Raw genomic sequence first — 14,491 nt, 5'->3', positions numbered from 1 at the left:
TAAGTCAGGCTGCCCTAACTTCGTGCAGGCTACCCTATATTCGATTCACCGAGAACTCCTACCCAGATCGGCGATTTGACTGATGAGCACGGCATTCCTGCCTGACCGCGACAAGGACTTGGTCCGTGACCTGGCGGTCGGTTTCGTTCCGTTTCCGGCGGACCGCGCCGAGGAGTACCGCCGCGCGGGCTACTGGACCGGGCGGCGGCTGGACTCGATCTTGTCCGAGGCCGCCGCGGCGAGGCCCGACAAGCCGGCGATCGTCGACGCGCAGAGCTCATACACATTCGCCGAGCTCGACACGCTCGCCGACCGGGTTGCCGCCGGATTTGCCGACCTCGGCATTGCGGCGGGAGACCGGGTGCTGTTGCAGCTGCCGAATTCGTGCCAGTTCGCGATCGCGTTCTTCGGCCTGCTACGCGCCGGCGCCGTGCCGGTGATGTGCCTACCCGGGCATCGCACCGCCGAGCTGGGGCACTTCGCCCAGATCAGCGACGCCGTCGCGCTGATCGTGCCGGACAAGGCGGCGGGGTTCGACTATCGGGAGATGGCCGCGCAGCTGGTCGCCGGGCATCCGGCGCTGCGCCATGTGATCGTCGACGGGGAGGCGGGCCCGTATGTCCCCTGGTCCTCGCTGGTCGGGTTCTCCGGCACCCTGGCCGAGCCGGAGCCGGTGGAGACGTCACTGCCCGCATTGCTACTGGTGTCCGGCGGCACCACCGGTCTTCCGAAGCTGATCGCCCGCACCCACGACGACTACGTCTACACCGCGGTGGCGTGTGCGCAGGCCTGCGAGATGACCGACCGCGACGCGTACCTCGTCGCGCTACCCGCCGGGCACAACTTCCCACTCGGCTGCCCCGGCATGCTCGGCTCGATGACCGTCGGCGCGACCACCGTGTTCACTGCCGACCCGAGCCCGGAGAACGCGTTCGCGCTGATCGACAAGCATCAGATCACCGTGACCGGCCTGGTCAACGCGCTGGCGAAGCTGTGGGCGCAGGCGTGCGAATGGGAGCCGGTGTTGCCCACGTCGTTGCGGTTCGTCCAGGTCGGCGGATCGCGGATGAGTCCCGAGGACGCACGGTTCATCCTGGAACGGTTGACGCCGGGGATGTCGCAGATCTTCGGGATGGCCGAGGGCATGCTGAACTTCACCCGGCCCGGCGACCCCGAGGACGTGGTGGTGCATACCCAGGGCCGGCCGATGTCGCCGCACGACGAGATGCGCGTCGTGGACGAGAACGGTGACGAGGTGCTGTTGGGCGACGAGGGTGAGCTGTTGGTGCGGGGCCCGTACACGCTCAACGGCTATTACCGCGACGACGAGGCGAACGCGCGGTCGTTCTCCCCCGATGGCTTCTACCGCAGCGGGGACCGGGTGCGGATCTTCGCCGACGGTCCGCGCGCGGGATACGTGGAGGTGGTCGGCCGGATCAAGGACGTGATCCACCGCGGCGGCGAGACGGTGTCGGCGACCGACCTCGAAGATCACCTGCACACCCACCCGGCGATCTATGCGGCCGCCGCGGTCGCGCTACCGGATGAGTACCTGGGTGAGAAGATCTGTGCCGCAGTGGTTTTCCGGGGTAAGCCGATCTCGCTGGCCGAGCTGAACGCGTTTCTGGATGAACGTGGCGCGTCCACGCATGCGCGGCCCGACGTGCTTGCGCCGCTTCCGTCGCTGCCGACGACCGCGGTGGGCAAGGTCGACAAGAAGGCGTTGGTCGCGCGGCTGAGCTCTGCCCAATAGCCGCCGAGTCTGAACTTGTTCGCGAGTTTCGGGCCGGATCTCGGCATCTTCTTCAGACTCGGCGGCAGGGCCCGGATTTGTCGGGGGTCGAATGTATGTTCGAGTCATGTCGAGGACGGAGTTGCAGGACGCGGTCGCCGCGCTGCGGGCCGCGTTCGACACCGTGGCGGCCTGCGATCTGGAGCTGCTGACCCGCGACGAACTCCTCGAGACGATGGACGAGTTGGAGAGTCTGGGTTGCCGGCTGCCCGGGCTGGGGCATCGGCTGTTGGCGCGGTTGCAGACCGAGACCACCGCCCGGGAGATGGGCGCGCCAAATCCTGGAAAGACGTGCTGCGGATCCGGTGGCGCATCTCGGTCACCGAAGCGAATCGGCGCCTGACCGAGGCTTGCCTGTTGGCGCCGCGCCCGTCGGTGACCGGGCCGGCGCTGCCGCCGCTGCTGCCGGCGACGGCGATCGCCCAAGAAGGCGGGCTGATCAACCCCGAACACGTCGACGTCATCCGCAAATCGGTGGCCAAACTCCCGTCCTGGGTGGATACGGCCACGCGCGAGCAGTTCGAGGTCGACCTGGTGCGCACCGCGGTCGGGGTCGGACCGAAAGAGCTGAAGGACGCCGCCGAGCTGATCCTGTTTCTGTTGGATCAGGACGGCCCCGAACCCGATGACACCGAACGCGCCCGCCAGCGCGGGGTCACCAAGCACAAGCAGCGTGCCGATGGGATGGTCGACGTGACCGCGACGTTGACGCCGGAAGCCTGGGCGGTGCTGGAGGTGATCTTCGCCAAATACGCCGCCCCCGGCATGTGCAACCCCGCTGATCCGGAACCCTGCACCTCGGGCACCCCGTCACAAACCCAGATCGACTCTGACGATCGCAGCCTGGCTCAGCGCCAGCATGATGCGCTGATCGCGGTCGGACGCATCGCCCTGATGAGTGGTGAGTTGGGCACACTCAACGGGCTACCGGTGTCGATCATCATCCGCACCACGCTGCAAGACCTCGAATCCCGCGCCGGGATCGGGGTCACCGGTGGCGGCACCAGGATGCCCATCAAAGACGTCATCCGGATGGCCGGGCATGCCAACCACTACCTCGCCGTGTTCGACAACGCCACCGGGGCAGCGTTGGATTTGTTCCGCACCAAACGCATCGCCACCCCTGAGCAGCGGATCATGTTGATCGCCCGCGACGGCGGCTGCACCAAACCGTGCTGCACCGTCGGCGCCTACGGCAGCCAAGTCCACCACGTCGTCACCGACTGGGCGCGCGGCGGAAACACCAACATCAACGAACTCGGCCTGGCCTGCGGGCCCGATAACCGCAGCGTCCACCCCGACGACCCCACCGCCTGGACCACCCGCATCAACACCCGCGGCGAGGTCGAATGGCTCCCACCCGAACACCTCGACACCGGACAGGCCCGGGTCAACACCTACCACCGCCCCGAACGACTCCTGCGCCCACCCGAGGAACCCGAAAACGACAGTCCCGCGGCTGAACCCGACAACCCCGGCGAACCCGGCGGACCCGCACCACCCGAAGACCACGCGGCCTGACGGCCGCGCGCGTCAGACCTCCGCGGTCTCGCTCGTATCCGCACTCCGCGGCACGAGCAACTCGATGATGCGCTCCGACACCGCGGCGGCAGTAGGGTGCTCCCACAACAAGGTCGGCGGCAACGTCAGCCCGGTCCGCTTCTCCAGGGTGCGCCGCAGCGCGACCGTCATGATCGAGTCGACCCCGGTTTCGACCAGCGGCATCCGCGGGTCGACATCCGATGTGGCCAGGCCCAGTTCAGCGGCGACGGCTTCGATCACCTGCGCGGACACCCACTCGTCGAGGTCTCCGTCACCAGGAACCACCGGTCCGCCGCCTGGGGCCTCCGGTTCGGCGGTCGGCGCCACCTCGGACAGCATCGGCACCGCCGCAGCCTCCGGAAGCACCGGCAACACAATGACATTGGCCTCGTCACCACGCAACGCGACGTCCAATGCCCGCATCGCATCGTCCGCGCCGACCGTCCCCATACCGAGAGCTTCGAGCTGGGCGGCCACGAAACCGGACGTCGACCCCATCCCCAGCCCGCGCCACGCCGTCCACGCGATGCTGACCGTCCGATCCCCCAGGCTGCGTCGGTGCCGGGCGGCCGCATCGAGAAACGCGTTCGCGCAGGCATACGCACCCTGCCCCGGGAAGCCGGCCAGATATCCGCACGAGGAGAACAACACCATCCAGTCCAGTTGTCCCGGCGGGAACAGTTCGTGCAGCGTCATGGTGCCCGTGACCTTCGGCCGCATCGCCGCACGCAGGTCCTCAGGTGACGTACCGAGCAGCAGCGCCCCGGCTTCCACACCCGCGGCGTGGACCACCCCGCGCACCGCGGGCATGTCCGCCAGCACGGCCCTGAGACGCTCGCCGGCGTCGGGGGCGCCGATGTCGATCGCCGGGACCGAGACGGTCACGCCCCGGTCCTCCAACGCCGACACCACGGCGACGGCCTCGTGGTCGACCGCGTCGGACCAAGCCTGGCGGTGCGGTATCCCCGTGCGCGACAACAGGACCAGCCGGCGGGCACCCAGATCGGCCAACCGCTGCGCGATCCGCAGCCCGAGCGCCCCGGTACCGCCGGTGACCACATACGTACCGCCGGGCGTGCACGACACCGCCGCGCCCGACGCAGCCTGCGCCGGTGCGAGGCGCGCCGTCATGGCCTCCCCGCCGCGCACCACAACCACACCGTGCCCGTGCAGCGACGCCAGCACCCCGACGGGCAGCGGACCGTCGTCGAGATCGAGCACGCCGCCCCACAGTTGTGGATGCTCAGATGCCGCGACGCGCGCCATTCCCCACAGCGGTGCGTGTGCCAGGCCCGCACCCTCGTGGACGCCCCGGGTCAACACCCACAACCGCGCCTCGGATCTGTTGCCGTGCAACGTCTTCACGGCCTGCAACACCAGCTCGGCGCATGCCTGCGGCTCGACGTCCGAGGGCGGCACCAGCAGCACGACGGCGTCGGAGCCCAGCGAATCCGGAATCTCGTCCACCCCCGAGTACACCGAACTCGGTACTCCAGCCGCCGCGAGATCACCGAGCACCGGCACCGCATCACCGACGACGGCAACCTCGGCCGGGCGGGCGTCCGCAGCGAACGCGGTTGTCCGCCAGGACACCTGGTGCAGCATCCGCGCGAGGTCGGCGCCTTCGGGGTTCTCCAACTCCTCGAAGGCCATCCCCGTGATCGCCGCCCGCACCACGCCGGACTCGTCGGCGATCGACACATCGGTCGACGTCCCACCGCGGTGCCGCACATGCAGCAGGGCCAGCGCCGGCGGATCACCCCAGACGTGCACACGATCGATCCGTGCGGGCATCCTCAGCCGCGGCGCACCGTCGAAGATCGTCGACGCCGCCGAGGTCGCCGCATCGAGCAGACCCGCCCACGTCTGCGGCACCGAGCCGTCCGCCTCTGCCGAAACCCTCAGCAGCAGTTCGCCGCTGCCGCGCCGGATGTCCAGCACCCGCCACCCGAAACCCATCGCGGCGACCCCGACCCCTGCCAGCGTGTCGACGACATGATCGGCGGGCAGTTGTTCGGGACAACGGGGGAAAACCTGCGCGTCCAGTTCGCCGGCGAAGTCCTCGTCCGCGGCGATGACGGCACTGCTGTGGGTGAGCCAGCCGTTCTCGGCGGAGTCGGTGTCGGCCAGCTGCGACGAGATCCGCAGCGAGCGCTCCTGCCGCACGACCTGGATATCGCGGGCTCGGCCCGGCGGCACCGGCGTACGCAACCGCACATCCGCCAGAGCTGCGCCGGCGGCAGTCAGGAACGTGTTGAGAAGCACTGCGGCGGGGACGATCTCGGTCCCCTGGACCGGATGGTCGCCCGGATACGGGCGGTTGTCCATGTCCAGCCGGGTCTGCCAGACCCGCGCGGGCACCTCACCGGTGACGTCGACGGCGCCGCCGAGCAGCGTGTTCGCCGCGGGGTCGTGCAGCGCGCGCGTACCCGGCGGCGGTGTCGGCGTACGCCAGAACCGGCGGTGCTGCCACTGCGTCCCAGGCAACTCGGTCGCCCAGCGTGCGGTCGGCGAAAACCCATGTGCGACAGGCGCACCGTGGCAGTACAGCGCGGCCACCGCGGCACCGACCGAGCGGCGCTCCGGCTGATCCCGCCGCAGCACCGGCACCACCGCGTGCTCGGTGATGCCCACTCCGAGCAGCGTCTCGACGATCGAGTGCGCCACCACCGGATGCGCGGAGACCTCCAGGAACAGCCGGTGCCCGTCGTCGGCGGCGGCCCGCACCGCCTCGGCGAAGCGCACGCGGTCGCGCAGATTCGCCACCCAGTAGTCGGGGCCCCGCGGCGCCGTCGACCGCGGATCCTCCAACGCCGTGGTGTACAGCGGTACCCGTGCCGCACCCGGCGCCGGCAGTTGAGCGACCAGCCTGGCCAGGTCTGCGGTCAGTCCGTCCATCGCCGGGCTGTGGAACGCGACGTCGGTGTTGACCCGTCGCACGGTCATCCCGTCCGCGGTCCATGCGGCGACGATCTCGTCGACCGCGGCGACCGTGCCCGACACCACCGTCGACTCCGTCGACGCACTGATCGCCGCGACGACGTCGTCGCGCCCGGCGAGACGGCGGCGCGCCTCGTCGAACGGCAACCGCACCAACGCCATCGCGCCGTGGCCCATCACCGACCGGAATCCGCGGGCGCGGTAACACGCGACCGATGCGCCGTGCGCGAGGTCGAGAACCCCGGCGACGACGCACGCGGCGACCTCGCCGACCGAATGCCCGATCACCGCGGCGGGTGTCACCCCGCGCTCCGTCAGCACCGCGGCCAGACCGACCTGCATCGCGAACGTCAGCGCCTGCACCTGATCGGTGCCGCCGAGTTGTTCGGACGTCAGGGCCTGCCGCGCGGAGAAACCGAGCTCGCGGGCGAACACGACGTCGACCTCGTCGATGGTCGCCGCGAACGCCGGTTCGGTCATCAACAGCTCCCGGCCCATCCCGGCCCAGTGCGAGCCGTGACCCGAGAACACCCACACCGCACCGTGTTCGGCGGCGGGAAGCACCGTGCCGGTGACGACGCGTGGATCACGGCGACGTTCGGCCAGCGCGGTGAGCGCATCCACCGCGGCGTCGCGGGCCCGCACACCGGCCAGCCCGTCGGTGACCACCGCACCCCGCATCTGCTCGTGGCCCCGTCGCATCCACATCGTCGCGGCGACATCCTCGACGGCGACGGGGTCTGCGCGCAGGTGATCGGCGAGTGCCTGGGCGTGCGCGGCGAGCCGGGCCTCGGAGCGTGCCGATACCGGAATGAACGACGTTGCTGCCGTAGCGTTCTCGGGAACAGCCGGCACCGGCGCCTCTTCGACCAGCACGTGGGCGATGGTGCCGCCGTAACCGTAACTGCACACCGCCGCCCGCCGAGGCGTGGAGCCGCGCGGCCACGGTTCCGGTTCGGTCGGAACCCGCAGCCCGCAGGCCGCCCAGTCCACGGCGGTGGTCAGCGTGCGTACCCCAGCTGTCGGAGGCAGCATCTCGCGATGCAGCGCGAGCACCGTCTTGATCAGCCCGACGACCCCGGCACCACCCTCCAGATGACCGACGTTCGGCTTGACCGAGCCCACCGCGCACGGATCACCACTGCGGCCGTACACCGCCGACAGCGCACCGAGCTCGACGGGATCGCCTGTCGGAGTGCCGGTTCCGTGCGCTTCGAGGTAGTCGACGCTGTCCGGGGTGACGCCCGCGGCGCGGCAGGCCAGCCGGAACAGGTCGGCCTGAGCGTCGCCGTTGGGCGACATGATGCCGACGGTCCTGCCGTCCTGGGCGACGGCGCCGCCGCGGATCAGCGCGAGCACCCGGTCACCGTCGCGGACCGCGTCGGTGAGCCGCTTGAGCACCACGACGCCCGCGCCCTCACCGCGGCCATAACCGTCGGCGGCGTCGTCGAAGGTCTTGCACCGCCCGTCGGGCGCGGTCGCGCCGGCGACGTCGAGCACCCGAGTCAGGCCCGGGCCGATCAGCGCGCTGACCCCACCCGCCAGCGCCAGCGACGTCTCACCGGCCCGCAGCAGCTGGCACGCCTGGTGCACGGCAACCAGCGAGGCGGCGCATGCCGCGTCGAGCGCGACGCTCGGGCCGCGCAGATCCAGCAGGTGCGACACCCGGTTGGCGACACCGCACAGCGACGTGCCGATACCGGTCCAGGCTTCGATACCGGGCAGGTCTTCCATGATCAATTTGCCGTAGTCGTCGGAGTTGACGCCCATCAGCACCGCGGTGTCGCTGCCCGCCAGCGAACGCGGTGCGATGCCGGCGTGCTCCAGCGCCTCCCACGACACCTCCAGCGCGAGCCGTTGCTGGGGATCCATCAGTTCGGCTTCACGCGGGGACACCCCGAAGAACTCGGCGTCGAAGCCCGCCAGATCGTCGAGGAAGGTGCCCCACCGGGTCGTCTCGCTCAGCACCGCGGCATTGCGGGGGTCGCGCCGCAGGTAGGGCTCCCACCGGTCGGCCGGGACCTCGGAAACCGCGCTACCGCCCGCGACCAGGAACGAGAAGAACTCGTCGGGGGTGCTGATGTCGCCCGCGAGCCGGCAGCCGATGCCGACGACAGCGATCGGCTCCGCCGCCGGGGTGACGGTCAGCGCCACGTCGACGCTGCCGGCGACGATATGTGGATAGCCTTCCCTAACCCTAGCTTCGCCATGGCGAACATCCTGGCACAGCGACTTTGCTCGCGGTGCACTACCCGGGTTTCACCTGGGCGGTTGCGCTCCGGTGTCGGCCGGATCGACCTCGACCGCATACGAGGTGATGGCCTTGATCTGCTCGCCGTCGAATTCGTAGATCGCGCAACTGGCGACCGCCGTCACGCCGTCCGGGCGCAGGTAGCGCACCACCGTGTCGACCGCGACCACGTCGGCACCCGCGGCCACCACGCGCCGGTCGAACCGGACGTCGGTGCCTTCGAGGCTTTGCAGGGTGTCCCGGCAGGTGTCGCGCACGGCCTGCGCTCCCTCGAGCACCATGCCGCCGACGATCGTCCACGTCACATCCCCGGCGAGATGGCCAAGCGCATCCTCGAAGCGATGCTCGGAGAACGCCAGGGCGACGGCGCCGGGATCGAAGGTCATGGGCACGACCGTAGCGCCCCGGCACAGCGGCACGGTATGACTGGACGTATGAATCTGTCGGGTGTCGGTCTGTGGAGTTCGCAACTGCGATACGGAAATCCGGAGGAGGCAGCCGAAGCCGCCGCCGAACTCGACGGGCTCGGTTTCACCGCGCTGTGGATCCCCGATGTCGGCGGGCCGGTGCTCGACGCGGTGGAGAACCTGCTGGGCGCCACCGAGAAGACCGTCATCGCCACCGGCATCCTGAACCTGTGGATGAACGACCCCGCCGAGGTCGCGTCGCGCTACGCGACGCTGACCCACAAGCACGGTGAGCGGTTCCTGCTCGGCATCGGCTGCAGTCACGCGCCGCTGATCGACTCCACGGAGCCCGGCCGCTACCGCAAGCCGCTGGCGGCCACCGAGAAGTTCCTCGACGACATCGACGCGTCCGCTCAGCCGGTACCCGTGGGCAATCGGGTGCTCGCCGCGCTCGGCCCGAAGATGCTGCGCCTGTCGGCGACCAAGGCCGGCGGGGCGCACCCGTACCTGACCACGCCGACCCACACCGCCCAGGCCCGCGAGGTGCTCGGCGACGGACCGCTGCTGCTGCCCGAGCAGACGGTGCTGCTCACCGACGACCGCGACAAGGCCCGTGAGATCGGAACGGATTGGCTGCGCTCCTATCTCGCGCTGCCGAACTACGCGAACAACCTGCTGCGGCTCGGGTTCACCGAGGAGGACCTGTCCTCGGTCAGCGACCGCGTGTTCGACGCGCTGATCGCGTGGGGCGACGAGGACGCCGTCAAGAGCCGGGTGCAGGAGCATCTCGACGCCGGCGCCAGCCATGTCTGCGTGCAGGTGCTGACCGCCGATCCGCGCGAGTTCCCGCGCGAGCAGTGGCGCCGGCTGGCTTCAGCGCTGCTCTGAGAAGCGCTGCTCCGATCAGCTCAGCAGATCCCGCACCACCGCGTCGGCGAGCAGCCGGCCACGGTCGGTGAGCACGAACCGGCCCGCCGCGTCGTGCAGCAGGCCGTCGGCGACCGCGGCCCGCGCGCGCTGATGCTCCTGTTCGGTCAGCGCCGAGGCGGCCAGCCCGGTGCGCAACCGCACCGCGAGCATCACGTCCTCGACGTGGGCGGTGTCGGTGTCGATCTCCTCGAAGTCGGCGACCGGGAGCGCACCGGATTCCAGCGCCGCGGCATAAGCGTTGGGGTGCTTGACATTCCACCATCGGGTGGAGCCCGCGAAGCCGTGCGCACCCGGCCCCGCCCCCCACCACTGACCACCGTTCCAGTAGCCGATGTTGTGCAGGCACTCCCCGCCGGGCCGGCTCCAGTTCGACACCTCGTACCAGTCGAACCCGGCGGCGGCCAGGCGCCGGTCGAGCAGTTCGTAGCGGCGCGCGTGCACGTCGTCGTCGGGCGCGGGAATGTCGCCGCGCCGCACGCGCCGGGCCAGTGCCGTGCCGTCCTCGACGATCAACGCGTAGCCGGAGATGTGGTCGACATCGGCGTCGATCGCGGCGTCGGCCGAGCGCAGCAGGTCGTCGTCGGACTCCCCCGGCGTGCCGTAGATCAGATCCAGGTTGACGTGTTCGAAGCCTTCCGCGCGGGCCTCCCGGGCGGCCTGCAGCGCCCGCCCCGGGGAATGCACCCGGTCGAGTGCGGCAAGCACGTGCGGCGCGGTCGACTGCATGCCCAGCGAGATACGGGTGTAGCCGGCGCTGCGCAGCGCCGCGAAGAAGGGTGCCGAGGTGGACTCCGGGTTCGATTCGGTGGTGATCTCCGCACCGGGCGCCAGGGTGAAGTTGTCGCGGATCGCGGTGAGCACCTCGGCGAGGCGGTCGGCACCCAGCAGCGACGGCGTGCCGCCGCCGACGAACACGGTCTGCACCGGCGGGGCGGCGCCGAGGTGGGCAGCGGCCAGCCGCAGCTCGGTGCGCACCGCCGCGAGCCAGCCATCGGGGTTGGCTCCGCCGAGTTCGGCCGGGGTGTAGGTGTTGAAGTCGCAGTATCCGCAGCGCACCGCGCAGAACGGCACGTGGATGTAGATGCCGAACGCACGGCCCGGCCGGGCCGTCATCGGGGGCAGCTGAGGTCGCTGCGCGACATCCGGTTGCGGTGACACATGCCCAGTGTCCCAGAGCGCGGTTTTGCTCACGGTGCGCGCAAATAACGGCCGGTTAGGGTGCACGCAGGTTCCCGTGGCACAATGGCCGCGTGATTGCAGCCCACAGCTTCCCTCGCCGGGTCTCGCTGGTGGCGCGTCTTCATGTCGACTTCAAGCGCGTTTGCACCTGTTGCTGTCTTCGCTGACGCCAGACCTGACCCAGCCCCGATAAACCCTGCTGGCCGCCGGATCTGCGCCGCCGGACAGCCCTCCGGTACGAAGCGCGATCTGAACGCCGGTTCCGATTAGGAGCCCGCCTCATGACCACAGCACAGAACAAGCCCGCCAAGCGTCCCCGCGGCGAAGGCCAGTGGGCGCTCGGCTACCGCGAACCCCTCAACCCGAACGAGCAGTCCAAGAAGGACGACAACCCGCTCAATGTGCGGGAGCGCATCGAGAACATCTACGCCAAGAACGGCTTCGACAGCATCGACAAGGGCGATCTGCGCGGTCGGTTCCGCTGGTGGGGCCTCTACACGCAGCGCAAGCCGGGATATGACGGCACCTGGACCGGTGACGACAACACCGACATGCTCGAAGACGAGTACTTCATGCTGCGGGTCCGCAGCGACGGCGGTGCGCTGACCGCCGCCGCGCTGCGCACGTTGGGCCAGATCTCGACCGAGTTCGCCCGCGACACCGCCGACATCTCCGACCGGCAGAACGTCCAGTACCACTGGATCGACGTCAAGGACATGCCCGAGATCTGGCGCCGCCTCGACGAGGTCGGCCTGCAGACCACCGAAGCGTGCGGCGACTGCCCCCGCGTGGTGCTCGGCTCTCCGCTGGCCGGTGAATCGCTCGACGAGGTGATCGACGGCACGCCCGCGGTCAACGAGATCGTCAAGCGCTACATCGGCAAGAAGGAGTACTCCAACCTGCCGCGCAAGTTCAAGACCGCGATCTCGGGCCTGCAGGACGTCGTGCACGAGGTCAATGACGTCGCGTTCATCGGGGTGAACCATCCTGAGCACGGTCCCGGCTTCGACCTGTGGGTCGGCGGCGGCCTGTCGACCAACCCGATGCTGGGCCAGCGGGTCGGTGCCTGGGTGCCGCTCGACGAGGTCCCCGACGTGTGGGAGGGCGTGGTCAGCGTCTTCCGCGACTACGGCTACCGCCGGCTGCGGTCCAAGGCCCGGCTGAAGTTCCTGATCAAGGATTGGGGCGTCCAGAAGTTCCGCGAGGTTCTGGAGACCGAGTACCTGAAGCGCCCGTTGATCGACGGTCCGGCGCCGGATCCGGTGACCCGCCCGATCGACCACGTCGGCGTGCAGAAGCTCAAGAACGGTCTCAACGCCGTCGGTGTCTCCCCGATCGCCGGCCGCGTGTCGGGCACGATCCTGACCAAGGTCGCCGACCTGGCCGAGGCCGCGGGCAGCGACCGGATCCGGTTCACCCCGTACCAGAAACTGATCATCCTCGACGTCCCCGACGAGAAGCTGGACGAGCTTCGCGCCGGCCTGGATGCGCTGGGACTTCCGTCGAGCCCGTCGCACTGGCGGCGCAACCTGATGGCGTGCACCGGCATCGAGTTCTGCAAGCTCAGCTTCGCCGAGACCCGCAGCCGCTCCCAGGTGCTGGTGCCCGAGCTCGAGCGCCGGCTGGAGGACATCAACGCCCAGCTCGACGTGCCGATCACGATCAACATCAACGGCTGCCCGAACTCGTGCGCCCGCATCCAGGTCGCCGACATCGGCTTCAAGGGCCAGATGGTCGACGACGGTAACGGTCCCGAAGAGGGCTTCCAGGTACACCTGGGCGGCAGCCTGGGCCTGGACAGCGGTTTCGGCCGCAAGTTGCGTCAGCACAAGGTGGTCGCCACCGAGCTCGGTGACTACATCGAGCGGGTTGTCCGCAACTTCGTGAAACAACGAGAGCAGGGCGAGCGTTTCGCTACGTGGGCTCTTCGAGCCGACGAAGCGGACTTGAGGTAGGTAAGCACATGACCGACACGATGAACGAGACCGATCTGCAGGCGCTGGCCGAGCGCGGTGCGGCCGAACTCGGGCCGAACGCGACGGCGCAGGAACTGCTGCGCTGGACCGACGAGAACTTCGGCAACACGTACATCGTCGCGTCGAACATGCAGGACGCCGTGCTGGTGGATCTGGCCGCGAAGGTGCGCCCCGGTGTGGACGTGCTGTTCCTCGACACCGGCTACCACTTCGTCGAGACGATCGGTACCCGCGACGCGGTCGAGGCGGTCTACGACGTCAACGTCGTCAACGTGCGCCCCGAGCGGACCGTCGCCGAGCAGGACGCGCTGCTGGGCAAGAACCTGTTCGAACGCAACGCCAACGAGTGCTGCCGGCTGCGCAAGGTGGAGCCGCTCACGAAGGCGCTCAGCGGCTATTCCGCCTGGGTGACGGGCATCCGCCGGGTCGAGGCGCCGACGCGCGCCAATGCGCCGCTGATCAGCTGGGACAAGGCTTTCGGGCTGGTGAAGATCAACCCGCTGGCGGCGTGGACCGACGAGGACATGCAGAACTACATCGATGCCAACGGCATCCTCGTCAATCCCCTTGTGGACGAGGGTTATCCGTCGATCGGATGCGCGCCGTGCACCAACAAGCCGGTCGAGGGCGCCGATCCGCGCAGCGGCCGCTGGGCGGGCCAGTCCAAGACGGAATGCGGGCTGCACGCCTCGTGACACTTGTCCTGACCGCGCACGGCAGCGCCGACCCGCGGTCGGCCGCGACCGCACGCTCGATCGTCGAGTGCATCCGCCGGCTGCGGCCCGGCCTTGATGCGCGGATCGCGTTCTGCGAGCAGAACTCTCCGAATCTGCGAGATGTGCTGGCCACGCTCGGGCACGAACGTGGCGTGGTGGTGCCGCTGCTGCTGGCCGACGCCTACCACGCGCGGGTCGACATCCCGGCGATGATCGCCGAGTCCGGCGCCGATGTCCGCACCGCGGCTGTGCTCGGCGAAGACGAGCGGCTGATCCACGTCTTACGGCAGCGGCTGGAGCATGCCGGGGTGTCCCGGCTCGATCCCCGGGTCGGGGTGCTGGTGACAGCGGTCGGATCGTCGCGGCCACAGGCGAACGCCCGCACCGCGACCGTCGCGCGCGAACTCACCCTGACCACCCGGTGGGCGGCGACGACCGCGTTCGCGACCGGTCCGCAGCCCTCGCTGGCCGACGCTGCCGCCGAACTGCGGGCTCGCGGGGCCACCCGCCTGGTCATCGCGCCGTGGTTCCTCGCACACGGCAGGATCACCGACCGTGTCGCGGAATTCGCCGTTACACAAGGCATTCCGATGTCCTCGCCGCTCGGCGCGCACCGCCAGGTGGCCGAGACGGTGCTCGACCGTTACGACGCAGCGCTGGCGCTGCGCGCCGCGGCCTGATCCGCCGCGGCCGGCACCGCCACGGAATCGGTATATTGGGGGACGCTATCCCTCTTCGAGCAAGGACTTGATGCAACC

Annotated in this window: 8 protein-coding genes and 1 pseudogene; 6 read left to right on the top strand and 3 right to left on the bottom strand. The window is 69.6% G+C overall.

Annotation, left to right across the window (positions count from 1 at the left end; all coding sequences use genetic code 11):
• The first annotated feature begins 82 nt into the window (after positions 1-82).
• Complete coding sequence (locus NTM_RS16895; protein ID WP_163766924.1) at positions 83-1,753, top strand: (2,3-dihydroxybenzoyl)adenylate synthase; 1,671 nt, start codon at positions 83-85, stop codon at positions 1,751-1,753.
• 91 nt (positions 1,754-1,844) lie between these two features.
• Positions 1,845-3,313: pseudogene (locus NTM_RS16890) on the top strand (HNH endonuclease signature motif containing protein).
• Positions 3,314-3,325: 12 nt separating this feature from the next.
• Here the strand turns inward: NTM_RS16890 and NTM_RS16885 are convergent.
• Complete coding sequence (locus NTM_RS16885) at positions 3,326-8,428, bottom strand: type I polyketide synthase (RefSeq protein WP_232079736.1); 5,103 nt, start codon at positions 8,426-8,428, stop codon at positions 3,326-3,328.
• A 105-nt stretch (positions 8,429-8,533) separates the two neighbouring features.
• Entirely contained in the window at positions 8,534-8,911 is a 378-nt protein-coding gene (locus NTM_RS16880) for a nuclear transport factor 2 family protein (RefSeq protein WP_163766923.1), read from the bottom strand.
• A 48-nt stretch (positions 8,912-8,959) separates the two neighbouring features.
• On the opposite strand from NTM_RS16880, the gene NTM_RS16875 reads away from it, so the two are divergent.
• A complete protein-coding gene (locus NTM_RS16875) occupies positions 8,960-9,820 on the top strand; it encodes an LLM class F420-dependent oxidoreductase (RefSeq protein ID WP_163769520.1) in 861 nt (286 codons plus the stop codon).
• Between the two features lie 15 nt (positions 9,821-9,835).
• On the opposite strand, the gene hemW is transcribed toward NTM_RS16875, so the two are convergent.
• Positions 9,836-10,975: a radical SAM family heme chaperone HemW gene (gene hemW, locus NTM_RS16870; protein WP_163769519.1), complete on the bottom strand. Its 1,140-nt coding sequence runs from the start codon at positions 10,973-10,975 to the stop codon at positions 9,836-9,838.
• Positions 10,976-11,322: 347 nt separating this feature from the next.
• On the opposite strand from hemW, the gene NTM_RS16865 reads away from it, so the two are divergent.
• The 3 genes from NTM_RS16865 to NTM_RS16855 are packed head-to-tail and all read left to right on the top strand — an operon-like array spanning position 11,323 to position 14,413.
• A complete protein-coding gene (locus NTM_RS16865) occupies positions 11,323-12,996 on the top strand; it encodes a nitrite/sulfite reductase (protein ID WP_163766922.1) in 1,674 nt (557 codons plus the stop codon).
• A gap of 8 nt (positions 12,997-13,004) precedes the next feature.
• Positions 13,005-13,712: a phosphoadenylyl-sulfate reductase gene (locus NTM_RS16860; RefSeq protein WP_163766921.1), complete on the top strand. Its 708-nt coding sequence runs from the start codon at positions 13,005-13,007 to the stop codon at positions 13,710-13,712.
• Complete coding sequence (locus tag NTM_RS16855; RefSeq protein WP_104863571.1) at positions 13,709-14,413, top strand: sirohydrochlorin chelatase; 705 nt, start codon at positions 13,709-13,711, stop codon at positions 14,411-14,413. The genes NTM_RS16860 and NTM_RS16855 overlap by 4 nt, the downstream gene beginning before the upstream one ends.
• Positions 14,414-14,491 lie beyond the last annotated feature (78 nt).

Source organism: Mycolicibacterium parafortuitum, assembly GCF_010725485.1.
Lineage (GTDB): Bacteria > Actinomycetota > Actinomycetes > Mycobacteriales > Mycobacteriaceae > Mycobacterium.
This window is presented reverse-complemented; position numbering and strand designations above follow the sequence as displayed.

What these genes read in the sequence shown, in the direction of transcription:
- NTM_RS16880 (WP_163766923.1), bottom strand. Translation starts at nt 8,911, where the DNA reads ATGACCTTCGATCCCGGCGCCGTCGCCCTGGCGTTCTCCGAGCATCGC.
- hemW (WP_163769519.1), bottom strand. Translation starts at nt 10,975, where the DNA reads ATGACGGCCCGGCCGGGCCGTGCGTTCGGCATCTACATCCACGTGCCG.
- NTM_RS16860 (WP_163766921.1), top strand. Translation starts at nt 13,005, where the DNA reads ATGACCGACACGATGAACGAGACCGATCTGCAGGCGCTGGCCGAGCGC.
- NTM_RS16875 (WP_163769520.1), top strand. Translation starts at nt 8,960, where the DNA reads ATGAATCTGTCGGGTGTCGGTCTGTGGAGTTCGCAACTGCGATACGGA.
- NTM_RS16895 (WP_163766924.1), top strand. Translation starts at nt 83, where the DNA reads ATGAGCACGGCATTCCTGCCTGACCGCGACAAGGACTTGGTCCGTGAC.
- NTM_RS16865 (WP_163766922.1), top strand. Translation starts at nt 11,323, where the DNA reads ATGACCACAGCACAGAACAAGCCCGCCAAGCGTCCCCGCGGCGAAGGC.